The organism is Leclercia sp. UBA5958, from assembly GCF_002430365.1.
Classification (GTDB): domain Bacteria; phylum Pseudomonadota; class Gammaproteobacteria; order Enterobacterales; family Enterobacteriaceae; genus Enterobacter; species Enterobacter pneumoniae.
In genome coordinates, this window is the sequence record NZ_DJCE01000012.1 from 1 (window position 1) to 25,404 (window position 25,404).

The 25,404-nt window shown below is 55.5% G+C and carries 20 protein-coding genes; 14 read left to right on the forward strand and 6 right to left on the reverse strand.

Features of this window, described 5'->3' with window-relative positions; genetic code table 11:
• The first annotated feature begins 220 nt into the window (after positions 1 to 220).
• From metA to aceK, 4 genes are all read left to right on the forward strand, one after another.
• On the forward strand, positions 221 to 1,150 hold the full coding sequence (gene metA, locus B2Q93_RS18345; protein WP_040077655.1) for a homoserine O-acetyltransferase MetA: 930 nt from the start codon (positions 221 to 223) through the stop codon (positions 1,148 to 1,150).
• Positions 1,151 to 1,420: 270 nt separating this feature from the next.
• Complete coding sequence (gene aceB / locus B2Q93_RS18350) at positions 1,421 to 3,022, forward strand: malate synthase A (protein WP_286934015.1); 1,602 nt, start codon at positions 1,421 to 1,423, stop codon at positions 3,020 to 3,022.
• Between the two features lie 156 nt (positions 3,023 to 3,178).
• Positions 3,179 to 4,483: an isocitrate lyase gene (gene aceA, locus B2Q93_RS18355; RefSeq protein WP_040078628.1), complete on the forward strand. Its 1,305-nt coding sequence runs from the start codon at positions 3,179 to 3,181 to the stop codon at positions 4,481 to 4,483.
• 56 nt (positions 4,484 to 4,539) lie between these two features.
• Entirely contained in the window at positions 4,540 to 6,297 is a 1,758-nt protein-coding gene (aceK, locus tag B2Q93_RS18360; protein ID WP_286934020.1) for a bifunctional isocitrate dehydrogenase kinase/phosphatase, read from the forward strand.
• Here the strand turns inward: aceK and B2Q93_RS18365 are convergent.
• Positions 6,255 to 6,677: an ASCH domain-containing protein gene (locus B2Q93_RS18365; protein ID WP_046885558.1), complete on the reverse strand. Its 423-nt coding sequence runs from the start codon at positions 6,675 to 6,677 to the stop codon at positions 6,255 to 6,257. The two genes, aceK and B2Q93_RS18365, sit on opposite strands and share 43 nt — an antisense overlap.
• Complete coding sequence (gene iclR, locus B2Q93_RS18370) at positions 6,678 to 7,502, reverse strand: glyoxylate bypass operon transcriptional repressor IclR (RefSeq protein WP_154298839.1); 825 nt, start codon at positions 7,500 to 7,502, stop codon at positions 6,678 to 6,680.
• Between the two features lie 193 nt (positions 7,503 to 7,695).
• On the opposite strand from iclR, the gene metH reads away from it, so the two are divergent.
• The 5 genes from metH to rluF all read left to right on the forward strand — a co-directional run bounded on the left by metH (position 7,696) and on the right by rluF (position 14,823).
• The gene (gene metH / locus B2Q93_RS18375) at positions 7,696 to 11,379 is read left to right on the forward strand and encodes a methionine synthase (RefSeq protein ID WP_040077651.1); all 3,684 of its coding nucleotides are present in this window, start codon (positions 7,696 to 7,698) and stop codon (positions 11,377 to 11,379) included.
• A gap of 182 nt (positions 11,380 to 11,561) precedes the next feature.
• Entirely contained in the window at positions 11,562 to 13,193 is a 1,632-nt protein-coding gene (locus tag B2Q93_RS18380; protein WP_046885556.1) for a Na/Pi cotransporter family protein, read from the forward strand.
• 95 nt (positions 13,194 to 13,288) lie between these two features.
• On the forward strand, positions 13,289 to 13,582 hold the full coding sequence (locus B2Q93_RS18385; RefSeq protein ID WP_046885555.1) for a type II toxin-antitoxin system CcdA family antitoxin: 294 nt from the start codon (positions 13,289 to 13,291) through the stop codon (positions 13,580 to 13,582).
• Complete coding sequence (locus tag B2Q93_RS18390; protein ID WP_286934021.1) at positions 13,582 to 13,899, forward strand: CcdB family protein; 318 nt, start codon at positions 13,582 to 13,584, stop codon at positions 13,897 to 13,899. Before B2Q93_RS18385 ends, B2Q93_RS18390 begins: the two co-directional genes overlap by 1 nt.
• Before the next feature lie 54 nt (positions 13,900 to 13,953).
• Entirely contained in the window at positions 13,954 to 14,823 is an 870-nt protein-coding gene (gene rluF / locus B2Q93_RS18395; RefSeq protein WP_046885554.1) for a 23S rRNA pseudouridine(2604) synthase RluF, read from the forward strand.
• Here rluF and B2Q93_RS18400 read toward each other — a convergent pair whose 3' ends face one another.
• The 3 genes from B2Q93_RS18400 to rtcR form a co-directional block, all read right to left on the reverse strand.
• Entirely contained in the window at positions 14,824 to 15,096 is a 273-nt protein-coding gene (locus B2Q93_RS18400; protein WP_207292788.1) for a DUF3811 domain-containing protein, read from the reverse strand.
• A gap of 49 nt (positions 15,097 to 15,145) precedes the next feature.
• Positions 15,146 to 16,090: a ketopantoate/pantoate/pantothenate transporter PanS gene (gene panS, locus B2Q93_RS18405; RefSeq protein ID WP_046885553.1), complete on the reverse strand. Its 945-nt coding sequence runs from the start codon at positions 16,088 to 16,090 to the stop codon at positions 15,146 to 15,148.
• A gap of 111 nt (positions 16,091 to 16,201) precedes the next feature.
• Entirely contained in the window at positions 16,202 to 17,776 is a 1,575-nt protein-coding gene (rtcR, locus tag B2Q93_RS18410) for an RNA repair transcriptional activator RtcR (protein ID WP_286934022.1), read from the reverse strand.
• Between the two features lie 438 nt (positions 17,777 to 18,214).
• Between rtcR and B2Q93_RS18415 the strand changes: the two genes are divergently transcribed.
• Genes B2Q93_RS18415 through B2Q93_RS18425 form a run of 3 tightly spaced genes read left to right on the forward strand, consistent with a single transcriptional unit; the run spans position 18,215 to position 21,366 of the window.
• Positions 18,215 to 19,342 carry a slipin family protein gene (locus tag B2Q93_RS18415; RefSeq protein ID WP_040077642.1) on the forward strand — a complete coding sequence of 376 codons (1,128 nt, stop codon included), beginning with the start codon at positions 18,215 to 18,217 and terminating at the stop codon, positions 19,340 to 19,342.
• A gap of 4 nt (positions 19,343 to 19,346) precedes the next feature.
• A complete protein-coding gene (locus B2Q93_RS18420; RefSeq protein WP_286934024.1) occupies positions 19,347 to 20,573 on the forward strand; it encodes an RtcB family protein in 1,227 nt (408 codons plus the stop codon).
• A gap of 4 nt (positions 20,574 to 20,577) precedes the next feature.
• Positions 20,578 to 21,366 (forward strand): nucleotidyltransferase domain-containing protein, encoded by a 789-nt coding sequence (locus B2Q93_RS18425; protein WP_040077640.1) that lies wholly within the window; start codon positions 20,578 to 20,580, stop codon positions 21,364 to 21,366.
• A 35-nt stretch (positions 21,367 to 21,401) separates the two neighbouring features.
• Here the strand turns inward: B2Q93_RS18425 and lysC are convergent, their stop codons facing one another.
• On the reverse strand, positions 21,402 to 22,751 hold the full coding sequence (gene lysC, locus B2Q93_RS18430) for a lysine-sensitive aspartokinase 3 (protein ID WP_286934025.1): 1,350 nt from the start codon (positions 22,749 to 22,751) through the stop codon (positions 21,402 to 21,404).
• A gap of 374 nt (positions 22,752 to 23,125) precedes the next feature.
• Here lysC and pgi point away from each other — a divergent pair, with 374 nt between their 5' ends.
• Both pgi and yjbE read left to right on the forward strand, forming a co-directional pair.
• Positions 23,126 to 24,775: a glucose-6-phosphate isomerase gene (gene pgi / locus B2Q93_RS18435; RefSeq protein WP_207292794.1), complete on the forward strand. Its 1,650-nt coding sequence runs from the start codon at positions 23,126 to 23,128 to the stop codon at positions 24,773 to 24,775.
• A gap of 364 nt (positions 24,776 to 25,139) precedes the next feature.
• On the forward strand, positions 25,140 to 25,382 hold the full coding sequence (gene yjbE / locus B2Q93_RS18440) for an exopolysaccharide production protein YjbE (RefSeq protein WP_040077635.1): 243 nt from the start codon (positions 25,140 to 25,142) through the stop codon (positions 25,380 to 25,382).
• The last annotated feature ends 22 nt before the right edge of the window (positions 25,383 to 25,404 follow it).

A 25,404-nucleotide genomic window follows, 5' to 3' on the forward strand; every position in this document is an offset into this window, starting at 1 on the left:
GGAACTGCCAGGCATCAATTAGAAGAACCCCGTACCGTAAGGTGCGGGGTTTTTTGCTTTGCAATCTTGTCCATTGTAGAGTCCATCCGCTCCTACCATTTACCTTCCTTGAAACTTTCTCACCTTTCCCATCCCTGACTCGACATTTCGACGATTCCTGGTTATTGTCAGCTATCTGGATGTCTAAACGTTTATACGTATGCTTTGAGGATGTAAGGTTATGCCAATTCGGGTGCAGGACGAGCTACCAGCCGTTAATTTCTTGCGTGATGAGAACGTCTTTGTAATGACGGCTTCACGTGCTACAGGTCAGGAAATTCGTCCTCTGAAGGTTCTTATCCTCAACCTGATGCCGAAAAAGATCGAGACTGAAAATCAGTTTCTTCGCCTGCTCTCCAACTCGCCGCTGCAGGTCGATATCCAGTTGCTTCGTATCGATGCGCGAGAGTCTCGCAATACACCATCAGAACACCTCAATAACTTTTATTGTAATTTCGACGATATCCGCAACGATAACTTCGATGGCCTGATTGTCACGGGAGCCCCGCTCGGCCTGGTGGAATTTAATGACGTTGCGTACTGGCCGCAGATCAAGCAAGTGCTTGAATGGGCAAAGGATCATGTCACTTCAACGCTTTTTGTCTGTTGGGCAGTACAAGCCGCGCTGAATATTCTCTACGGTATACCGAAGCAAACCCGTAGCGAAAAGCTGTCTGGCGTTTATGAACACCATATTCTTCATCCCCACGCACTGCTGACGCGCGGGTTCGATGACACTTTCCTGGCGCCCCATTCCCGTTATGCCGATTTCCCGGCGGCGCTCATTCGTGATTACACGGATCTCGACATCCTCGCAGAGACTGAAGACGGTGATGCCTATCTGTTTGCCAGTAAAGACAAGCGAATCGCGTTTGTGACCGGCCATCCGGAGTATGATCCCGATACGCTGGCGGGCGAATATTTCCGCGACGTGGAAGCCGGTTTGTCGCCTGAGTTGCCGTACAACTATTTTCCAAAAAATGATCCACAGAACACGCCGAGAGCATCCTGGCGCAGCCACGGGAATTTGCTGTTTACCAACTGGCTCAACTATTACGTCTACCAGATCACGCCATACGATCTGCGCCACATGAATCCAACGCTGGAGTAATCTCCTGCCCGAAACGATCCTAAAGCGTTTCAGCACTCTTTCTCAGGCACCTTCGGGTGCCTTTTTTATTTCCGAAATACCGCTCACCTTCAGATATTTTTTAAAAAACAGTCTAATCAAAGGCTTAAATGACATCCTAAATTAAAATGGAAATTGTTTTTGATTTTAAGAAAATTATAGATAGTCTTATCTTTGCTGAGCGAAAACCGAACAACGATCTTTCGCGCGCATTGGGAAACTGTTTTTGGATCTTTGAAGAGGAGCAACACAATGACTCAACAGGCAACCACAGACGCTGAACTGGTGTTTACTCAGCCGTATAGCGAGCGGGAGCAACAAATTTTGACGCCAGAGGCGGTCGAGTTCCTGACTGAGCTGGTGACGCGCTTTACGCCAAAGCGCAACAAACTGCTGGCTGCGCGCATCCAGCAGCAGCAAGAGATTGATAATGGCAGGTTGCCTGACTTTATTTCGGAAACAGCTTCCATTCGTGAAAGTGACTGGCAAATTCGCGGTATTCCTGCTGATTTGCAGGATCGCCGTGTAGAGATCACCGGACCGGTTGAACGTAAAATGGTGATCAATGCCATGAACGCTAACGTCAAAGTCTTTATGGCAGATTTTGAAGACTCACTGGCACCGGACTGGCGTAAAGTAATCGAGGGACAGATCAATCTGCGCGATGCCGTAAACGGCACCATCAGCTATACCAACGAAGCCGGGAAAATTTACCAACTCAAGCCTAACCCGGCAGTATTGATCAGCCGCGTTCGCGGCCTGCATCTGCCGGAAAAACATGTCACCTGGCGCGGGGAAGCGATTCCGGGCAGCCTGTTTGATTTCGCACTCTACTTTTTCCATAACCACAAAAGCCTGCTGGCCAAAGGTAGCGGCCCTTACTTCTATCTGCCAAAAACTCAGTCATGGCAAGAAGCCGCCTGGTGGAGCGAAGTCTTCAGTTATGCCGAGGATCGCGTCAATTTGCCGCGCGGTACCATCAAAGCCACGCTGCTTATTGAGACGCTGCCGGCCGTCTTCCAGATGGATGAAATCCTTCACGCCCTGCGCGACCACATCGTCGGGCTGAACTGTGGACGCTGGGATTACATCTTTAGCTATATCAAAACCCTGAAGAACTACCCGGACCGCGTCTTACCGGATCGTCAGGTGGTAACCATGGATAAAGCGTTCCTCAGTGCCTATTCACGCCTCCTGATCAAAACCTGTCACAGACGCGGCGCGTTTGCCATGGGCGGCATGGCGGCCTTTATTCCGAGCAAAGATGCCGAACGTAACAACCAGGTGCTGACCAAAGTGAAGGCAGATAAAGAGCTGGAAGCGCGTAACGGCCACGATGGCACCTGGGTGGCACACCCGGGCCTGGCTGACACCGCGATGGAGGTCTTCAGTCGCATCCTCGGAGATAACCCAAACCAGCTGCATGTTACCCGCGCCGATGATGCGCCAGTCAGCGCCAGCCAATTGCTGGAGCCGAGTGACGGCGAGCGTACGGAAGAGGGGATGCGTGCCAACATTCGCGTCGCCGTGCAGTACATCGAAGCCTGGATCTCCGGCAATGGCTGCGTGCCCATCTACGGTCTGATGGAAGATGCGGCCACGGCGGAAATATCGCGCACGTCCATCTGGCAGTGGATTCATCATCAAAAAACACTCAGCAACGGCAAGCCGGTAACCAAATCCCTGTTCCGTCAGATGCTGGCAGAAGAGATGCAAAACATTCAGGAAGAGCTGGGAGAACACCGTTTCAGTAGCGGACGTTTTGCCGACGCCGCCCGCCTGATGGAGCAAATCACGACATCAGATGACTTAATCGACTTCCTCACCCTGCCAGGCTATCGCCTGCTGGCGTAAAGGCCCGGGCTGTATTGTTCGCCATTTTGGCGCGGGGCAGTGCTCAAAACCCTTCCGTACTATAAGTACGTGCCGGTTTCTGTGCTGCTCACGTGGCCAAACTGTCTTCACTGATAACGCCTGGGAAGCCAGGAATATAATATGGAGCATCTGCACATGAAAACCCGTACCCAACAAATCGAAGAATTACAAAAAGAGTGGACCCAACCGCGCTGGGAAGGCATCTGTCGCCCGTACAGCGCAGAGGAAGTGGTGAAATTACGCGGCTCGGTCAATCCGGAGTGCACGCTTGCACAGCATGGCGCGGCGAAAATGTGGAAGCTGCTGCACGGGGGCGCCAAAAAAGGTTATATCAATAGCCTCGGCGCGTTAACCGGTGGCCAGGCGCTGCAGCAGGCAAAGGCCGGGATTGAGGCGGTCTATCTCTCCGGCTGGCAGGTGGCAGCAGATGCTAACCTGGCCTCAAGCATGTATCCGGATCAATCGCTCTACCCGGCGAACTCTGTCCCTTCGGTGGTGGATCGGATCAACAATAGCTTCCGTCGGGCGGATCAGATCCAGTGGGCGGCCGGGATTGAGCCTAACGATCCCCGTTTTGTAGATTACTTCCTGCCGATCGTTGCCGATGCGGAAGCCGGGTTTGGTGGTGTACTTAACGCCTTCGAATTGATGAAATCGATGATTGAAGCCGGTGCAGCGGCCGTTCACTTTGAAGATCAGCTCGCCTCGGTGAAGAAGTGTGGCCATATGGGGGGCAAGGTACTGGTTCCCACGCAGGAAGCCATTCAGAAATTGGTTGCGGCTCGTCTGGCAGCGGACGTGCTGGGCGTACCAACGCTGGTCATCGCCCGAACTGACGCAGATGCGGCAGATCTGATCACCTCGGATTGCGACCCCTACGACAGCGAATTTATCACCGGCGAGCGCACCCGCGAGGGGTTCTACCGCACCCATGCCGGCATTGAGCAGGCTATTAGCCGTGGTCTGGCCTACGCCCCCTATGCTGACCTGGTGTGGTGCGAAACCTCCACGCCAGACCTGGCGCTAGCGAAACGCTTTGCCGACGCCATCCACGCGAAGTACCCGGGCAAACTGCTGGCGTATAACTGCTCCCCGTCCTTTAACTGGCAGAAAAATCTCGACGATAAAACCATCGCCAGCTTCCAGCAGCAGCTCTCTGATATGGGCTACAAATACCAGTTCATCACCCTGGCCGGTATCCATAGCATGTGGTTCAACATGTTCGACCTGGCGCATGCTTACGCACAGGGAGAGGGCATGAAGCACTATGTTGAAAAAGTGCAGCAGCCTGAATTTGCAGCGGGTAAAGAGGGTTACACCTTCGTTTCACATCAACAGGAGGTGGGAACAGGCTACTTCGATAACGTCACCACCATCATCCAGGGTGGAACCTCCTCCGTGACCGCGTTAACGGGGTCAACCGAAGAAGCCCAGTTCTGATATTTTCCCCTCACCCTCTCTCCATGAGAAGAGGGTGAGGGGCACTGGAGAACGTTATGTCGCGTGGCCTGGAATTACTGATTGCACAAACCATTCTGCAGGGCTTCGACGCCCAGTACGGCCGTTTTCTGGAAGTGACCGCCGGTGCCCAGCAGCGCTTTGAAAATGCCGACTGGCATGCCGTGCAACAGGCCATGAAGCAGCGCATCCACCTTTACGATCATCACGTCGGCCTGGTGGTAGAGCAGTTGCACTGTATTACCGAGGGCAAAAGCACCGATGAGGCCTTCCTGCTATGCGTAAAGGCGCACTATACCCAGCTATTGCCGGATTACCCGCGCTTCGAGATTGCGGAGAGCTTTTTCAACTCCGTCTATTGCCGGTTATTTGACCACCGCTCGTTATCGCCTGAGCGGTTATTTATTTTCAGCTCTCAGCCAGAGCGCCGATTTCGCACCATCCCGCGCCCGCTGGCGAAAGATTTTTGGCCCGATAATGGCTGGGAAGCGCTGCTCCACCGGGTATTAAGTGATTTGCCACTGCGTTTACCCTGGCAGGATAAATCGCGCGATATCGGGTTTATCCATGCGCATCTGCGTGAATCGTTCGGCGACGCGCTACTCAGGCAGAGCCATTTACAGGTGGCGAACGAACTCTTTTATCGCAATAAGGCCGCCTGGCTGGTGGGGAAGCTGGTCATGCCCTCCGCCACGGTCCCGCTGCTATTGCCCATTCATCGTAGCGATGCGGGCGAGCTGTTTATCGATACCTGCCTGACCACCCATGCCGAAGCCAGCATCGTGTTTGGCTTCGCCCGCTCCTATTTCATGGTGTACGCACCGTTGCCTGCGGCCCTGGTAGAGTGGCTGCGCGAGCTCCTGCCGGGAAAAACCACGGCCGAGCTGTATATGGCGATTGGCTGTCAGAAGCACGGCAAAACGGAAAGCTACCGCGAGTATGTACAGTACGTCAGCCGCGCGGATGAGCGATTTATTGAGGCGCCCGGGATTCGTGGCATGGTGATGCTGGTCTTTACCCTGCCGGGATTTGATCGGGTTTTTAAAGTCATTAAAGATCAGTTCGCGCCGCAAAAGGAGATGACCGCTGCGCATGTCCGCGCCTGCTATCAGCTGGTTAAAGAGCATGACCGCGTGGGGCGGATGGCCGATACGCAAGAGTTTGAAAATTTTGTTCTGGATAAGCGGCAGATAGACCCGGCTTTAATGGCGCTTCTGTTGCAGGAGGCCTCCGGCAAAATCACCGATCTTGGCGATCAGGTTGCCATCAGCCATCTTTATATCGAGCGGCGTATGGTGCCGCTCAATATCTGGCTGGAGCAGGTAGAAGGGCAGGCGCTGCGCGATGCTATTGAAGAGTACGGTAATGCCATTCGGCAGCTGGCGGCAGCCAATATCTTTCCTGGCGATATGCTCTTCAAAAACTTTGGCGTCACCCGACACGGAAGGGTGGTGTTCTACGATTACGATGAAATTTGCTATATGACGGAGGTGAATTTCCGCGATATCCCGCCGCCGCGCTATCCCGAAGATGAGCTGGCCAGTGAACCCTGGTACAGCGTCTCGCCGGGGGATGTCTTCCCGGAGGAGTTTCGTCACTGGTTATGCGCTGACCCGCGCATCGGGCCGCTATTTGAAGAGATGCACGCCGACCTGTTCCGCGCCGATTACTGGCGCGGTTTGCAGTCACGCATTAAACAGGGGCATGTCGAGGATGTTTACGCCTATCGCCGCCGCCAACGGTTTTGTATTCGTTACGGCGTTTCGGCGGTCTCGACGACGGTGAACTCTTCATAAACCAGCTCCATCTCCGGCGACCAGCTGCCTTCGCGCTCGAAGAAGGCCTGGTGGGCCGATTGCCAGTAAGCCAGGCTGAGATCGCCTTCGCCTTCCAGGGCCGCCAGTTCAGGGCTCATTTCGTTAAAGCGTATGATTCGAAGCGCCATGGTGCGAATGACGCAGACGGCATCGCCTTTACCGTTGAGTACAATATGCATGGCGCCGGGCGTGACGGGTGGCAGCTCTTGCTGATAACTGGCTAACGAGCCGCAGGTGCCGCGCTTCTTCCCGGCGACGACCAGGGCGGCCAGCTCATCGGCCATTTCGGGTGAATCGCCGAACGACCAGCAAAAAGCCTGAGGATATTTATCCTGCCAGTACGCTTTTAAATTGCTCATTCAGCGCACCCCTCCATAGGCCAGCGTCACCTCTTTCGCGGCTTTGATGACCAGCGCCCCCAGCTCGGTCACCCGATCGTCGGTCATGCGCGAAATGGGGCCGGAGATAGAGATGGCCGCAAACGGCTCGCGGTGCTCGTCAAAAATACAGGCTGCCAGACAGCGCAGACCCAGCGCATGCTCTTCGTCATCAAAGGAGTAACCGCGCTTGCGGGTCAGGGCCAGGTCCTCTTTCAGGTGCACGGGAGAGACCAGCGTGGCATGGGTATAAGCGTGCAGCCCTTTGCGGTGCAACAGCCCCGTCACCTGCTCTTCGCTCAACTGAGAAAGAAACGCCTTCCCTGCACCCGAGGCGTGCATCGGCAGTTTGCCGCCAATGGGGGCTGACATACGCATCAGCTGCGTACACTGCACCTGGTCGATAATAATCGCCTGATGATCGCTCTGGTCCAGCACCGCCAGGTTCACCGTCTCGCCAGACTCTTCCATCAGTTTACGCAGGATAGGGTGGACAATGGCCAGCAGATTGCGCGTCTGCAAAAAGCTGCTGCCCACGATAAACGCGTGCGCACCCACTGCCCAGTGGCCCAGCTCACCCACCTGACGCACAAAGCCCAACTGCTGCATGGTGGTGAGCAGGCGGTGCGTCGTGGAGTTCGGCAGGCCAGCCTGCTGTGCCAGCTCGGTCAGCGCGACGCTACTGTGTGATTCGGCAATCCACTCCAGCAGTTTTAACCCACGGGTCAATGACTGAACTTGCCCACTTTGCGGTGCGGCGTTGGCAGCAGGTTTTCTGCCGCGTTTGGCGGGAACGGTAGCGACCATGATGGGCTCCTTTTTCTGTATCGTGGAAATCATTTTCGTTTTATTTGCTGCTTTTGCAACCGCTTTCATTGCTGGTCGGAGGTGTGATGCTGAACTTGTCTCATGTTACCGCTGTGTGACTTTTCCACCCTGCAAGATTATGCCAGTATGGAATGCAGCCTTATGGCCTTGTTGAGCGTAGTCGGGAGCGAGTGTGAGTAGCAAAGTAGATCAACTGCGCGCGCAGTTAAATGAACGCATTCTGGTGCTGGATGGCGGCATGGGCACCATGATCCAGAGCTATCGTCTGAGTGAAGAGGATTTCCGCGGCGAGCGCTTCGCCGACTGGCCCTGCGATCTGAAAGGTAACAACGATCTGCTGGTGCTCAGTAAGCCTGAGATCATCGCGGCTATCCATTACGCCTACTTCGAGGCGGGTGCCGATATCGTTGAGACGAACACCTTTAACTCGACCACTATCGCCATGGCGGATTATGAGATGGAATCCCTGTCGGCGGAGATCAACTACGAGGCGGCAAAGCTGGCCCGCGCCTGCGCCGATGAGTGGACCGCCCGCACGCCAGAAAAACCGCGCTACGTTGCCGGCGTACTGGGGCCGACAAACCGCACCGCCTCTATCTCACCAGATGTTAACGACCCGGCGTTTCGCAATATCAGTTTCGATCAGCTGGTGGCTGCCTACCGCGAGTCGACCCGTGCGCTGGTGGAGGGCGGTTCCGATCTGATTCTGATTGAAACCGTTTTCGACACCCTGAACGCGAAAGCCGCGATTTACGCCGTCAAAGAGGAGTTCGAGGCGCTGGGCGTGGATCTGCCGATCATGATTTCCGGCACTATCACCGACGCCTCCGGGCGTACCCTCTCCGGGCAGACCACCGAAGCATTTTACAACTCACTGCGCCACGCCGACGCGCTCACCTTCGGCCTGAACTGCGCCCTGGGGCCGGACGAACTGCGCCAGTACGTGCAGGAGCTGTCCCGCATCGCAGAATGCTACGTCACCGCGCACCCGAACGCCGGGCTGCCAAACGCCTTTGGTGAATACGATCTGGATGCCGACACCATGGCGGCACAAATCCGCGAGTGGGCCGAGTCTGGCTTCCTGAATATCGTCGGCGGCTGCTGCGGTACCACACCGGAACACATCGCCGCCATGAGTAACGCGGTAGCCGGGCTGCCGCCGCGCAAGCTGCCGGACATCCCGGTTGCCTGCCGCCTCTCCGGCCTTGAGCCGTTGACCATCGGCGATGACAGCCTGTTTGTGAACGTCGGGGAACGTACTAACGTGACCGGTTCCGCGAAGTTTAAACGTCTGATCAAAGAAGAGAAGTACAGCGAAGCGCTGGACGTAGCGCGTCAGCAGGTAGAGAGCGGTGCGCAGATCATCGACATCAATATGGATGAGGGGATGCTCGACGCCGAAGCGGCGATGGTGCGCTTCCTGAATCTGATTGCCGGTGAGCCAGACATCGCCCGCGTGCCGATCATGATCGACTCCTCCAAATGGGACGTCATCGAAAAAGGGCTGAAGTGTATCCAGGGCAAAGGCATCGTTAACTCAATTTCGATGAAAGAGGGGGTCGAGAGTTTTATCCACCATGCGAAGCAGGTGCGTCGTTACGGTGCCGCCGTGGTGGTGATGGCCTTTGACGAAGTCGGCCAGGCCGATACCCGCGAGCGCAAAATTGAGATCTGCCGCCGCGCATACAAGATTTTGACCGAAGAGGTAGGCTTCCCACCGGAAGACATCATCTTCGACCCGAATATCTTTGCCGTGGCAACCGGCATTGAAGAGCATAACAACTACGCGCAGGACTTTATTGGCGCCTGTGAAGACATTAAACGCGAGCTGCCGCACGCGCTGATCTCCGGCGGCGTATCGAACGTCTCGTTCTCGTTCCGCGGTAACGACCCGGTACGTGAGGCCATTCACGCCGTGTTCCTCTACTATGCCATCCGCAACGGCATGGACATGGGCATCGTCAACGCCGGACAGCTGGCGATTTACGACGACCTGCCCGCCGAACTGCGCGACGCGGTAGAGGATGTGATCCTTAACCGCCGCGACGACGCCACCGAGCGTATGCTGGAGCTGGCGGAGAAATACCGCGGCAGTAAATCTGATGACGCAGTCAATGTTCAGCAGGCCGAATGGCGCGCCTGGGACGTGAAAAAGCGTCTGGAGTATTCACTGGTCAAGGGCATTACCGAATTTATTGAAATCGATACCGAAGAGGCCCGCCAGCAGGCTGCGCGCCCGATAGAGGTGATTGAAGGCCCGCTGATGGACGGCATGAACGTGGTGGGCGATCTCTTCGGCGAGGGCAAAATGTTCCTGCCGCAGGTGGTGAAATCCGCACGCGTAATGAAACAGGCGGTGGCCTACCTTGAGCCGTACATCGAAGCCAGCAAAGAGAAAGGCTCCAGCAACGGCAAAATGGTCATCGCCACGGTAAAAGGCGACGTGCACGACATCGGCAAGAATATCGTCGGCGTGGTTTTGCAGTGCAACAACTACGAGATTATCGACCTCGGCGTCATGGTCCCGGCGGAGAAAATCCTCAAAACCGCGCGGGAAGTGAACGCCGACCTGATTGGCCTCTCCGGGCTGATTACCCCGTCGCTGGACGAGATGGTCAACGTGGCAAAAGAGATGGAGCGGCAGGGCTTTACCATTCCGCTGCTGATTGGCGGAGCCACCACCTCAAAAGCGCACACGGCGGTGAAAATCGAGCAGAACTACAGCGGGCCGACGGTATACGTGCAGAACGCCTCGCGCACCGTGGGCGTGGTATCCGCGCTGCTCTCCGAAACTCAGCGCGATGACTTTGTCGCGCGTACCCGTAAAGAGTACGAAACCGTGCGCATCCAGCATGGTCGTAAAAAACCACGCACGCCGCCGGTCACGCTGCAGGCGGCACGGGAAAACGATCTGGCGTTTGACTGGTCTGCCTATACGCCGCCGGTGGCACATCGTCTGGGCGTGCAGGAGGTCACCGCCAGCATCGAAACGCTGCGTAACTACATCGACTGGACGCCATTCTTTATGACCTGGTCGCTGGCGGGCAAGTACCCGCGTATCCTCGAAGACGAGGTGGTGGGGGAAGAGGCGAAGCGCCTGTTCAAAGATGCCAACGACATGCTCGATACCCTGAGTGCGGAGAAAACCCTTAATCCGCGCGGCGTAGTGGGCCTGTTCCCGGCCAACCGCGTGGGCGATGACGTGGAAATTTATCGGGATGAAACCCGTACCCAGGTGCTGGCCGTCAGTCGCCATCTGCGTCAGCAAACCGAGAAAATCGGCTTTGCCAACTACTGCCTCGCCGATTTTGTGGCACCGAAGCTTTCCGGAAAAGCAGATTACATCGGCGCCTTCGCCGTAACCGGCGGCCTGGAAGAGGATGCGCTGGCAGACGCGTTTGACGCGCAGCATGATGATTACAACAAAATCATGGTGAAAGCGATCGCCGACCGTCTGGCAGAGGCCTTTGCAGAGTATCTGCACGAGCGCGTGCGTAAAGTGCACTGGGGCTATGCGGCGAACGAGAACCTCAGCAACGAGGATCTGATCCGCGAAAACTACCAGGGTATCCGTCCGGCGCCGGGCTATCCGGCCTGTCCGGAACACACTGAAAAGGGCACCATCTGGAAATTACTGGACGTAGAGGCTCATACCGGAATGAAGCTCACTGAGTCCTTCGCCATGTGGCCTGGCGCGTCCGTTTCCGGCTGGTACTTCAGCCATCCCGACAGTAAATACTTCGCAGTGGCGCAGCTTCAGCGCGATCAGATTGAAGACTATGCCCGACGCAAAGGGATGAGCGTGTCGGAAGTGGAGCGCTGGTTAGCACCTAACCTCGGTTACGATGCCGATTAACCTGCCCGCTCGCAGCAGGGCTGCCTCACTCGGGACGCCCTGTGCCTGATCTGGCTGTGCCAGAACTCACGTCACCTTTCCTTACAACTAACAGGGCGCTCATCGGGCGCCCTTTCTCTTTCTTACATTTAAACCCTTATACTGGAGTAAGGATGAATTAACGATAAGGAGAAACCACTTCCGTGCTGACTCTGTTACACCTGCTCTCTGCAGTGGCGCTGCTGGTATGGGGTACCCATATTGTCCGTACCGGCGTGATGCGCGTGTTCGGCGCACGTTTACGTACCGTTCTTAGCCGAAGCGTTGAGAAGAAGCCGCTCGCCTTTTGCGCGGGCATTGGCGTGACTGCTTTGGTGCAAAGCAGTAATGCTACGACCATGCTGGTCACCTCCTTTGTGGCGCAGGACCTGGTGGCGTTGACCCCTGCGCTGGTGATCGTGCTCGGTGCCGATGTGGGTACCGCGCTGATGGCGCGTGTCCTGACATTCGATCTCTCCTGGCTCTCGCCGCTGCTGATTTTTATCGGCGTTATCTTCTTTCTGGGGCGTAAGCAGACCCGCGCCGGGCAACTCGGGCGCGTGGGGATTGGCCTCGGTCTGATCCTGCTGGCGCTAGAGCTGATTGTGCAGGCCGTTACGCCGATCACTCAGGCCAACGGTGTGCAGGTCATCTTTGCCTCCCTGACCGGCGATATCATGCTGGATGCGCTCATCGGCGCGGTCTTTGCCATTGTCAGCTACTCCAGCCTGGCGGCGGTGCTACTGACGGCGACGTTAACGGCCGCCGGTGCCATCTCTTTCCCGGTGGCGCTCTGTCTGGTGATTGGCGCTAACCTTGGCTCCGGCCTGCTGGCGATGCTCAACAACAGCGCCGCCAATGCCGCTGCCCGCCGCGTGGCGCTGGGCAGCCTGCTGTTTAAGCTGGTGGGCAGTTTGATCATCCTGCCGTTTGTTCACCCGCTGGCAAACCTGATGGATAACCTGCCACTGCCGAAGGCAGAGCTGGTGATCTACTTCCACGTCTTCTACAACCTGGTGCGCTGCCTGGCGATGGTGCCTTTCGCCGGGCCGATGGCGCGCTTCTGCGAACGGATGATCCGCGACGAGCCCGAGCTGGATTCGCGCCTCAAACCCAAGCACCTGGATACCTCCGCGCTGGATACGCCAGCGCTGGCGCTGGCCAATGCTGCCCGCGAGACGTTGCGGATGGGCGATGCCATGGAAACCATGCTCGATGGGCTGCAAAAAGTGATGCGTGGCGAACCGCGGGAAGAGAAAGCGCTGCGTAAACTCGCCGACGATATCAACGTGCTCTACACCGCTATCAAGCTCTATCTGGCTCGCATGCCGCAGGATGAACTGGCGGAAGAGGAGTCCCGCCGCTGGGCGGAGATTATCGAAATGTCGCTTAACCTTGAGCAGGCATCCGATATTGTTGAACGAATGGGCAGTGAAATCGCCGACAAATCGCTGGCGGCCCGTCGCGCATTCTCCCTTGAAGGGTTACAAGAGCTGGAAGCGTTACACGAACAGCTGGTGAGTAACCTGAAGCTGGCCATGTCGGTCTTCTTCTCCGGAGATGTGCCCAGCGCCCGCCGCCTGCGCCGTAACAAGCACCGTTTCCGCATCCTTAACCGCCGTTATTCCCACGCTCACGTCGAGCGTCTGCATCAGCAGAACGTGCAAAGCATCGAAACCAGCTCCCTACACCTGGGCCTGCTGGGGGATATGAAGCGTCTTAATTCGCTGTTCTGCGCGGTGGCGTATAGCGTGATGGAGCAGCCGGACGAAGATGATGAGCGGGATGAGTATTAATCTCTGAAAGCGCCTCGCAAAACCATGTTGCGAGGCGTGACACCTTTTAAAGCGCCATTTACGCTTAAAACCTTATGATTTTAAGGGAATAGAAAATGGTTGTTTATTACGCTACACTTCGCCAATTCATGCGCATTTCGATGGGGGTTCTCATGCGCACTACTTCTGGCAATAAAAAATCAGTTAATGTGTCTTTAGCACCAGAAATTCTTGAAGAGGCGCGACGTCTTAATCTTAATCTCTCCGCTGTACTCACGGCTGCACTTCAGGAGCAGTTTCGTGTGCATCAGCGCGCCGCGTGGTTAGAAGAAAATAAAGCCTCTATCGAGGCTATTAACCAGTGGGTAGAGGAAAACGGCTCCTTTAGTGACTTTCAGAGATCTTTCTGATGAAGCAATATTTTGCTTATGAGAATGAAGGTAGGGGTAAAACGGCATATCCCTGGCTAATCAATATGCAGCATCCCGTGGCCAATGTGATGAAGCACCTTCTTGTCGCCCCCGCCGTTGAACTTAGCCATCTTCGAGGCGTTCAGCCACCTGGGAAAGTATGCCCTGTCGTTGAGATAGCGGGTAAGCCCTGTGTGGTCATGATGCACATGATGGCAGGCATTTCACCAACAGAGTTGGGCAGGTGTGTCGCCGATCTTACGCAAAACCGGGCGTCATTGCGTGATGCGCTCGATTTTCTCATCAACGGTTACTAAGCCTTTTTTGTCAGCCGCAAGGTAAGGTATATTTCGCCCTTCACAGGAGAAACTATGCTGCCAGAACAATCAACCCGATTAAATAAATACATTAGCGAGAGCGGAATTTGCTCACGTCGCGAAGCAGACCGTTACATCGAACAGGGTAACGTGTTTATCAACGGCAAACGCGCCACCATTGGCGACCAGGTTACGCCCGGCGACGTGGTGAAAGTAAATGGTCAACTCATCGAGCCGCGTGATGCAGAAGACCTGGTATTTATCGCGTTGAACAAACCGGTTGGCATCGTTAGCACCACCGAAGATGGCGAGCGCGATAACATCGTTGATTTCGTCAACCACAGCACCCGTATCTTCCCGATTGGCCGCCTGGATAAAGACTCCCAGGGGCTGATTTTCCTCACCAACCATGGCGATCTGGTTAACAAAATCCTGCGTGCCGGTAACGATCACGAGAAAGAGTACATTGTGACGGTGAACAAAGCGGTCACCGATGAATTTATCCAGGGCATGGGCGCAGGCGTGCCGATTTTGGGCACCGTCACGAAGAAATGTAAGGTGAAGAAAGAGGGGCCATTCTCGTTTCGCATTACATTGGTACAGGGACTAAACCGCCAGATCCGTCGTATGTGCGAGCATTTCGGCTATGAAGTCACAAAGCTCGAGCGCACGCGCATTATGAACGTCAGCCTGTCCGGTATTCCGCTGGGCGAGTGGCGCGACCTGACCGGTGACGAGCTGATTGAGCTGTTCAGGCTGATCGAAAACTCCTCTTCTGAAGCGAAGCCAAAGGCGAAAGCAAAACCGAAAACGCAGGCGATTAAGCGCCCGGTCGTGAAGGCGCCGCCTGCTGAAGAAAAAGGGCGGGGCAAGCCCGCGGGGAAACGCTTTACCCAGCCGGGCCGTAAAAAGAAAGGGCGCTAATTAGCGCCTTCCACGGGTTGATGTATTGGCTGACCAGGAGAAGGTCGCCTCTGCATCCGGTTTATAAGCCTGCTCTTTTTTCAGCTTGCGGGCTTTCTTCGCCGCGGCTTCACGCTGCGCCATCAGTTTATCGATGTACTCTTTTTTAACCTGATTGGTTTCGGCGTTCGTTAGCGTACGGCCATGCGCGATACGGGCGCGATCGAGTAGCGTTTTGAGTTCGCGCTGCTCGGCTTCTGTCATCTCTTTCTGGGTCAAACGGGGTGTCGCCATTGCGAAGCCTCCTGAAGGGGAGGCTTCAGTGTAAAGCAAGTGTCGCCAATTAACCCTGCTTTACCGCATCTTTTTTCGGTTGTTCATCAATCGCTTTGCCGGACCAGTAGCCCGCCAGCAGAGAGCCGGACAGGTTGTGCCAGACGGAGAACAGCGCGCCCGGCAATGCCGCCAGCGGTGAAAAGTAGATCTTGCCAAGCGCCGCCGCCAGGCCGGAGTTCTGCATCCCCACTTCAATGGCCAGCGTGCGGCAGGTGGATTCATCAAAGCCAAAGAGCTTACCGCCCCAGTAGCCACTCAGCAGCCCGATAATGTTGTGCAGCACCACCGCAATAATAACGACAAAGCCGACGGAGGCGATATGTGCAGCCGAGCCGGCCACCACGGCGCTGATAATTGCCAGAATACAGACCATCGAAAAGGCGGGCAGATACGGCTCAACCGCCTTTACCACGCGCGGGAAAAGATGGTGAATAACCAGACCCAGCGCAATAGGGATCACCACGATTTGCAGGATGCTGAGCAGCATTCCCATCACATCCACCTGAATATGCGCATCAACGTACAGGCGGGTTAACAGCGGGGTGGCGATCACGCCCACCAGGGTCGACACCGAAGAGATAGTCACCGAAAGTGCGACATCCCCTTTTGCCAGATAGATCATTACGTTAGAGGCGGTTCCGCTGGCAACGCTGCCCACCAGTACCATGCCGGCAGAGAGGTCAGGCGGCATTTTAAACGCCATCGCCAGCAGCCAGGCGGCGAGCGGCATGATCAGGTAGTGCAGGAAAGTGCCCGCTGCGACCGGTGCCGGGCGCGACAGCACGCGCTTAAAGTCGTCGATTTTTAAATGGACGCCCATGCCGAACATAATCAGCATCAGCAGGGTTGTGATCCAGGGGCCAATGGCGGTGAAATGGGTGGGCGTGTAATACGCGAGTACAGAGAGCAGCAGTGCCCATAGCGGGAACAGCCTGGTGATAACGGCTAACATAGGTTTTCCTTGCGATTGTGTTGTGTTGTTTCTTTATAAAAAAAGCCGGGTTCGAGCCCGGCCATAGGTATTGTTTATCCTGCTAATGAATTTTATTCAAACAAATTCTCTTCATGATCCCGCGCGGAGGCTCTCCCAGCTCAGCCCAAAGCGGGCCAGGTATTTACGTAACCTGTCGGCATCGTTTGGATTCGCCTTTTTTAATCGCGAAACAGCAAAAAGCTCACGGCCCGCCTCGGAGAGTGAAGCACTGTGCCGACACACCTCCAGCACCGTCTCCAGCTGACGCTGCTCGAAGAGATCGATCTCAGGCAGTGGCGTTGTCGACGCTGTTTGCCAGCTGGCCTGCAGGCGCTCAATTTCCTCTTCTACCAGCACCAGGGTAATGCGTCCCTGTTCGGCAAGGGTCGCCATGCGCGCTATCGATGCGCTCAGTTCGCGGAAATTACCGCGCCACAGCGCGGAGGGAGAACTGGCGAAGCGCAGATAGCGCTCGCGCGCGTCTTTATCAAATCGTACCTGCGCCTGCGCTTCGGTCGAAAAACGGTGCAATTCGTACTCTACGTTCGGCGCAATATCCTCCCGGCGCTGTGCCAGCCCCGGCAGCGCAAAGCTCCACATATTGATACGGGCGTAGAGATCTTCGCGAAAACGACCTTCCGCCACCCACTGGCGCAGATCCCGATGAGTGCCCGCGATCAGCTGAAAATCACTCTGCACCTCTTTATCCGAGCCAAACGGGAAAAAGGTCTTCTCTTCAATGGCCTTTAACAGCATGGCCTGTTCGTCGAGGCCCAGTTCCGCAATCTCATCTAAAAACAGCACGCCGCCGTCGGCCTCGCGTAATAGCCCCGTTCGGGCCGTCTGCGCGCCGGTAAAGGCCCCTTTCACATGGCCGAACAACGTCGACATGGCGTTGTCGCCGCGCAGCGTGGCGCAGTTCACCGCGACTAATCTGCCAGAGACCCGATGGCGCGCCTGTTTAAGCTGATAAATACGGTTGGCGAGAAACGACTTGCCAGCCCCCGTCGGGCCTGTCAGCAGTAGAGGCGCTGTAGAACGCAGCGCAACGCGCTCAATCTGATCGATAAGGGCGTTAAAAGTGGCATTGCGGGTGTCGATTCCGGCTTTCAGGAACGAAACGGACTGCTGCTGCTCGCGCTGAAAGCGGCTGGTTAAGGTCGTATACCGGCTCAAATCCAGGTCGATGATTGAGTAACTGCCCGCGGCGATGGCCTCTTCCGGCGCGCCTCTGGCGGCCGGGCCGGTTTGCAACAGGCTGGCGGGGAGGTAGCGCGCTTCGGTCAGCAAAAACCAGCAAATCTGCGCCACGTGCGTCCCGGTGGTGATGTGCACCAGATACTCTTCATTGTCCGTATCGAAGGGGTAGTGGGTCGCAAAGTCGAGAAACGCAGCGTACACCTCTTCAAAATCCCAGGGGTCTTTTATGATGACCGGGCAAGGGCGAACCTCGGTATGGGGTGAAAGAAGGGCGATATCTTCTGCGATCTGCTGAGCCATGCTCTGATCGTGCGGCTGGTGAATGAGCTCCAGCCTGTCGACAGGAAAGTCTGGCTGCTGACACAGCCCGACGGTAGGCCGCCATTTGCGAAAGCGGTTTGCCCGTTTTCCACGTTTATCCATCACCGTGCCTAGCACGCCAATCACTACCCGCCGTTTCTTCATGTTTATCCCACAAGATAAAAGCCGATATCAAAAGATAAAAATTATCTGCAGATCATGCAATGTCAAAATAGACAATAAAAAATAAATATCCATTAATTCAGATACATAAAAATTTATTCGCCATTTTCCTTTTGTTGGCACGCTTATGGCAATAACTCCTCTGTCAGTACGTTGAGCACGCAGGGGGTTAAGGCCCCGCCGGCGCACCAGGAACGGCGAACACTGTTTTCCCGGGGCGTTCCGTCAACCAATGACACCCAGGGGTTCGATTCCCCATTCATTTCCCCAATGAAAACTGGTTGTGACTCGTAAAGGGTAAAGAGGGGCGGTGTTTAGCCCCAAAGAAGGTGGCCGGTAACGGTGCCGGATCGCAGGCAAGAGGGATCTCCCCTGCGATTTCGCTCCTGCACCCGCCCCTGATTTTAAAAGGAAAATAAAATGATAAAAAAAATTACGGTACGCAAAGGTCAACTGGCGCTGCTGGCGAAGCGTGGCGATTACTACAAGGTACTTGAGGCGGGTGAACACCGCCTGCCATGGTTCAACACGCCGGACGTATTAGTGGTTAGCCGCGACGGCAGTGAAGTCCCGGCAGCCCTCGCCGACTATTTACGCCGCTTCCAGCCAGCCTGGGTAGACACATACTGCCTGGTCGTTGAATTAACAGATAATGAAGTCGGGGTGTTGTACAGGAATGGCGTCATTGAGGAGGTGATCCCTCCCGCCTCCCGACGTCTGTTCTGGCAGGACGATGACGCGCTGAAGCTGGTGCGGTTCGACACGCGCCAGGTTCAGGTGCCCGACGACGTGATGGCTGCCGTATTGCAGCCCCGTCGTAACGGCGCGGTGAAAGGGCGTGACGCGATACAGGTGGTTCAGGTGCCCGCCTGGCACGTGGGGGTATTAAAAATCGATGGTGAAACCCAGCCGTTGTTAATGCCGGGCATGAGCGCCTGGTGGAAAGTGAATCATCTGGTCGAGGCGGAGGTAGTCGATACCCGTTTGCAGGTGCTGGAAGTGGCGGGGCAGGAGATCCTGACGAAGGATAAAGTGAACCTGCGCCTCAATCTTGCGGCGAACTGGCGTTATCGCGATGTGTTGCAGGCATTTGGCCAGCTTACCCGTCCGCTTGATCATCTGTACCGCGAACTGCAGTTTGCTCTGCGCGAAGCGGTAGGTACCCGTACGCTGGACGAATTGCTCGAAGATAAGCAGGTCATTGACGAGGTGGTCAGCAAGCAGGTTGATGCCCGAATGGCACCCTTTGGGATCGATATCGCCTCTCTAGGGGTGAAAGACATTGTCTTACCGGGGGATATGAAAACCATCCTCTCCCGCCTGGTTGAGGCTGAAAAATCGGCGCAGGCTAACGTCATCCGCCGACGCGAAGAGACCGCCGCCACCCGTTCGCTGTTAAATACGGCGAAAGTGATGGAAAACAACCCGGTCGCTCTGCGCTTAAAAGAGCTGGAAACGCTGGAAAGAGTGGCAGAACGCATCGATAAAATCTCGGTGTTTGGTGGCCTGGATCAAGTCCTGCACGGATTAGTGAATCTAAAGGGGTAGTGCAATGCAGCATCACGAATTTCAACTTTTGACGGCGCAGAACAGTGCGCCGGTAAAAATGTGGACCCATGGGGTTCCGGTCGAGCCCGAGGCGCAAGAGCAACTGCTGAACACCGCAAGAATGCCCTTTATCTTTAAACATCTGGCGGTGATGCCGGATGTGCATCTCGGTAAAGGGTCGACCATTGGCAGCGTCATTCCGACCAAAGGGGCCATTATTCCGGCGGCGGTGGGCGTCGATATCGGCTGTGGGATGATCGCCGTGCGCACCTCGCTGGTGGCCAGCGATCTGCCAGATAACCTGAGCGGATTGCGTAGCGCCATTGAGCGGGCGGTGCCGCACGGACGGACTAACACCCGTTCTCGTCGCGATAAAGGGGCCTGGGAAACGCCTCCTGCGGAAGTGGATACCCACTGGGCCGGGCTGGCGCCGCGCTTCAAACGGCTGGCGGATAAATACCCTCAGTTGCTGAAAACTAACCATTATCAGCATCTGGGTACGCTGGGCACCGGTAACCACTTTATTGAAGTGTGCCTCGATGAACAGCAGCGAGTATGGGTGATGCTGCACAGCGGTTCGCGCGGCGTAGGAAATGCGATTGGCAACCTGTTTATCACCCTGGCCCAGAAAGATATGCAGCAACATCTCGCGCATTTGCCGGATAAAAACCTGGCGTATTTCCAGGAGGGGAGCCGCCACTATGACGACTACATCGAAGCCGTGGAGTGGGCACAGGATTTTGCGCGTCATAACCGCGAGGTGATGATGTCCCGGGTACTGAGCGCACTGTCACACATAATCGCCAAACCCTTTATGACTCAGCAAGAGGCGGTCAATTGCCACCATAACTACGTGCAGAAAGAGCACCATTTTGGCGAAGAAGTGCTGGTTACGCGTAAAGGGGCGGTGTCGGCGCAAAAGGGGCAGTTGGGGATTATCCCCGGTTCAATGGGGGCGAAGAGCTTTATCGTGCGCGGGTTGGGCAATGAAGAGAGTTTTTGCTCCTGCAGCCACGGGGCCGGACGTGTAATGAGCCGGACGGCGGCGAAAAAACGGTTCACCGTGGCGGATCAGATCCGCGCCACCGCCCATGTGGAGTGCCGGAAAGACAGCGAGGTGATCGATGAGATCCCCATGGCATATAAAGACATCGAAGCCGTGATGGCGGCGCAATCGTCCCTGGTCGAAGTGGTCCATACCTTGCGTCAGGTGGTCTGTGTAAAAGGATAAAAAGATGGCAAATAACGGAGTCGATGCCGCCATGCGTGACCGCGTGCGGCAGCAGCTAGAAGAGGTCGAACGGCGCTTTAACGTGAAGGTGCTTTACGCCTGCGAATCGGGCAGCCGGGGCTGGGGCTTTGCCTCACCGGATAGCGACTACGACGTACGCTTTCTCTATGTGCATCAACCTGAATGGTACCTGCGCGTTGAGCCGCAGCGCGATGTGATAGAGCTGCCGATAGATGACGAACTGGATGTTTGCGGCTGGGAATGGCGCAAAGCGCTGGGCTTGCTCAAGGCGGCGAACCCCACCTTAATCGAGTGGCTCGATTCACCGGTGGTCTATCAGCAGAACGACGCGGTATTAGCGGAGCTGCGAGCATTAGTCCCGCAGTGGTTTTCTCCGGTGCGGGCACGCTGGCACTACTACTCCATGGCACGGAAAAACTTCCGCGGCTATTTGCAGGGGGATGAGGTTCGGCTGAAGAAGTACTTTTACGTTCTGCGTCCGCTGTTAGCGGTGCGCTGGGTCGAAGCGGGCAGAGGGGTGCCGCCGATGCGGTTTGCCGAGCTGTTGGCAGGAAGCGAGCTGGAGCCGCCGCTACGCCAGGAAATAGATGAACTCCTGGCTATCAAACAGCGCGCCGGTGAAGCGCAGTACGGCCCCCGACGGCCGCTTCTGCACGCGTTTTTGCAGCAAGAGCTGGCGCGGGGTGAGGTGCCGCCTACGCTGCCTGATGGCCGTGAAGGCGACATAAAAACGCTGGATGCCCTGTTGATGAAAACAGTGCTGGCGAGCTAAAAAAAGCCCGGTTGCGATGGCACCGGGCTTTTTTATTATTCGAACAGGTTCTGGTGCAGCTTCTGCACGACCTGCTCCGCTTCGGCACCCGGTACCAGGAAACAGAGGTTATAGCTGGAAGCGCCATAGCAAATCATACGGATATTAAACGGATCCAATACCCCGAAGACCTCTTTACCCACGCCACAGGCGCGAGAGAGCTGGTTACCGATAATTGCCACCAGCGCCAGGTTCTCTTCGACTTCCACGCGGCACAGCGAAGAGAGCTCCATCAGCAGCGACTGAGTCAGCAGCGTATCGCCGGTAGAGGTTGAGCCGGTGGTATCCAGCGTCAGGGCGATGCTTACCTCAGAGGTGGTGATCAAATCTACCGAGATATTATGGCGCGCCAGGATACCAAACACTTCTGCCAGAAAACCGCGGGAATGCAGCATATTCAGGCTGTGCAGGGTCACCAGGGTCTGCTTGCGACGCAGGGCCAGCGCGCGGAACAGCGGTGGGTTTTCGGTGTTTTTACACACCAGGGTTCCGCCGGCTTTTGGATCTTTACTTGAACCCACAAAGACCGGAATATCGCTGCGAACGGCCGGCAACAGCGTCGCCGGGTGCAGAACTTTCGCCCCAAAGGTGGCCATCTCTGCCGCCTCTTCGAAGGCGATAACATCAATACGTTTTGCTGCCGGTACTACGCGAGGATCGGTGGTGTAAATGCCTGGTACGTCGGTCCAGATATCGACGCGAGACGCGTGCAGCGCTTCGCCCAGCAGTGCGGCGGTGTAGTCGCTGCCACCACGGCCCAGGGTGGTGGTACGGCCTTTCGCTTCGCTACCAATAAAGCCCTGAGTAATGACCATGCCTTCCGCCAGGCGCGGGGCCAGCTGTTGCGCGGTAAGCTCTGCCAGCGCGGCAATGTCGGGCTCGGCGCGGCCAAAACGGTCGTTGGTGCGCATCACTTTACGCACATCAAACCACTGGGCCTGAACCTGACGTTCACGCAGAATTTCGACAAACAGCAGGGTGGACATCAACTCACCGTGGCTGACCAGTTCGTCGGTGAGCGCGGTAGAGGTCGCCAGCGAGGCGGCTTCTGCCAGGGTGGTGATGTTCTCAAGCAGACGTTCGATCTCCTCGCGAATCACGTTTGGATTCTGCATATGCTCAAGAATATCGAACTGAATTTGGCGCAAGGCGTCGAGTTTAACGAAGCGTTCAGTCGCTTCCAGTCCTTCTGACAGCGCAACCAGCAGATTCGTCACGCCAGCGGATGCAGAGAGCACCACCAGGCGAGTATTCGGATCGGCCAGCACCACATCGGCGCTGCGGTTCATGGCTTGATAATCAGCCACACTGGTGCCGCCAAATTTAGCGACCACAAAACTCGTCATAACAACCTCGTGTCAGGGAATGAATAAAGCGACCGTGGCACAAGATTGAAACGAAAACAGGTGCAGCCGCAGATTACGGCCCTATAAATAAAATGCGGGGGAAGTCCTGTCAATGCTGGGATTATGCGGATTTTTCATGGGGGGGTACCCCTCAGTAACAGGACTTATAACAGGCCATTATTTTATCCTTCGTTTTTGCCCTTTCTGGACAACAATCCACCGCGTCAGGGAGAGAGTACAGCAGCTATACTTTCCGGGTCTTTTCACATGCGTTTGATGCAGACCAGGGCAATGGCATAAAAACCATCACAATTTCTGTTCGCAGGCGCTACAATCGACCGCAGTCACAATTCTCAATTCAGAAGAGTATTGCTATGAAAAACATCAATCCAACGCAGACTTCATCCTGGCAGGCTTTACAAAAGCACTTTGACGAAATGAAAGACGTTTCGATCGCGGACCTCTTCGCAAAAGACGCAGATCGTTTCAGTAAGTTCTCCGCGACCTTTGACGATCAGATGCTGGTGGACTTCTCTAAAAACCGTATCACTGAAGAGACGCTGGCCAAACTGCTGGACCTGGCGAAAGAGACCGATCTGGCCGGGGCGATTAAGTCCATGTTCTCTGGCGAGAAGATCAACCGCACCGAAGACCGTGCCGTGCTGCACGTGGCTCTGCGTAACCGTAGCAATACACCTATCATCGTTGACGGCAAAGATGTGATGCCGGAAGTGAACGCGGTGCTGGAAAAAATGAAAACCTTCTCAGAAGCCATTATTTCGGGCGACTGGAAAGGCTATACCGGTAAAGCGATCACCGACGTGGTGAACATCGGTATCGGCGGCTCCGACCTGGGTCCGTTCATGGTGACCGAAGCGCTGCGCCCTTACAAAAATCATCTGAATATGCACTTCGTCTCTAACGTCGATGGCACTCATATCGCGGAAGTGTTGAAGAAAGTGAACCCGGAAACCACGCTGTTCCTGGTGGCATCAAAAACCTTCACCACCCAGGAGACCATGACCAACGCCCACAGCGCGCGTGACTGGTTCCTGAAAACCGCGGGCGACAACAAACACGTGGCGAAACACTTCGCGGCGCTCTCTACCAATGGTAAAGCGGTTGGCGAATTCGGTATCGATACGGCCAACATGTTCGAGTTCTGGGACTGGGTGGGCGGCCGTTACTCCCTGTGGTCCGCCATTGGCCTGTCGATCATCCTCTCCGTAGGCTTCGACAACTTTGTTGAACTGCTCTCCGGCGCACACGCGATGGATAAACACTTCTCCACGACGCCTGCCGAGAAAAACCTGCCGGTGCTGCTGGCGCTGATCGGGATCTGGTACAACAACTTCTTCGGTGCGGAAACAGAAGCCATCCTGCCGTACGACCAGTACATGCACCGCTTTGCGGCCTACTTCCAGCAGGGCAACATGGAATCCAACGGTAAGTACGTTGACCGTAATGGCAACGCGGTGGATTACCAGACCGGCCCAATTATTTGGGGTGAACCGGGCACCAATGGTCAACACGCCTTCTATCAGCTGATTCACCAGGGCACCAAAATGGTACCGTGCGATTTCATCGCCCCGGCTATCACCCATAATGCCCTGTCTGACCACCACCAGAAGCTGCTGTCTAACTTCTTCGCCCAGACCGAAGCGCTGGCGTTTGGTAAAGCGCGTGAAGTGGTAGAGCAGGAGTACCGCGACCAGGGTAAAGATCCGGCTCAGCTGGACCACGTGGTGCCGTTTAAAGTGTTCGAAGGCAACCGCCCAACCAACTCCATCCTGCTGCGCGAAATCACTCCGTTCAGCCTGGGGGCGTTGATTGCGCTGTATGAGCACAAGATCTTCACCCAGGGCGCGATCCTGAATATCTTCACCTTTGACCAGTGGGGCGTAGAGCTGGGTAAACAGCTGGCTAACCGCATCCTGCCTGAGCTGAGTGATGATAAAGATATCGCCAGCCACGATAGTTCAACCAACGGTCTGATTAACCGTTATAAAGCGTGGCGCGCGTAATAAATGAGTCATAAATGATGCCGGCACCATGCCGGCATTTTTTTATCGGACTATTCTTGTTGTCCGTTACCTTACGCAAATTTCTATTATAAGTTTTATCTGAAAAGGCCAAATAGCCCAATAGTTATCAGGGTCTATTTTAGGAGTATACGCAGAACCCGTCTCTCGCTGTATATTTTAATTAATTGAAATTAATGGTTTTTTAATTCATTAAATAGACTTTTTATTTCCCTGCATCCAATTATCTGAAAACCTTTCTGTTATTTCCCGCTGCGTCAATCCGTCTGCTTTAGTTGTGTATACTCGATCCCGCCTGAATTTCTTTTCAGGTAAATCTCCATTCATTCATTGAAGGGAAATTGATATGAAGAAAGTACTTTATGGCATTTTTGCCATATCTGCGCTTGCGGCAACGTCTGCCTGGGCAGCACCGGTTCAGGTCGGTGAAGCGGCGGGTTCGGCTGCGACGTCTGCGTCTGCGGGGAGTTCTACCGCAACCGCGACCAGCACCGTAGGCTCGGCCGTGGGTGTCGCGCTGGCGGCAACCGGTGGCGGTGATGGTTCCAATACCGGAACCACGACCACAACCACAACAAGCACCCAGTAATACCGGGTGTATTAACTCTAAC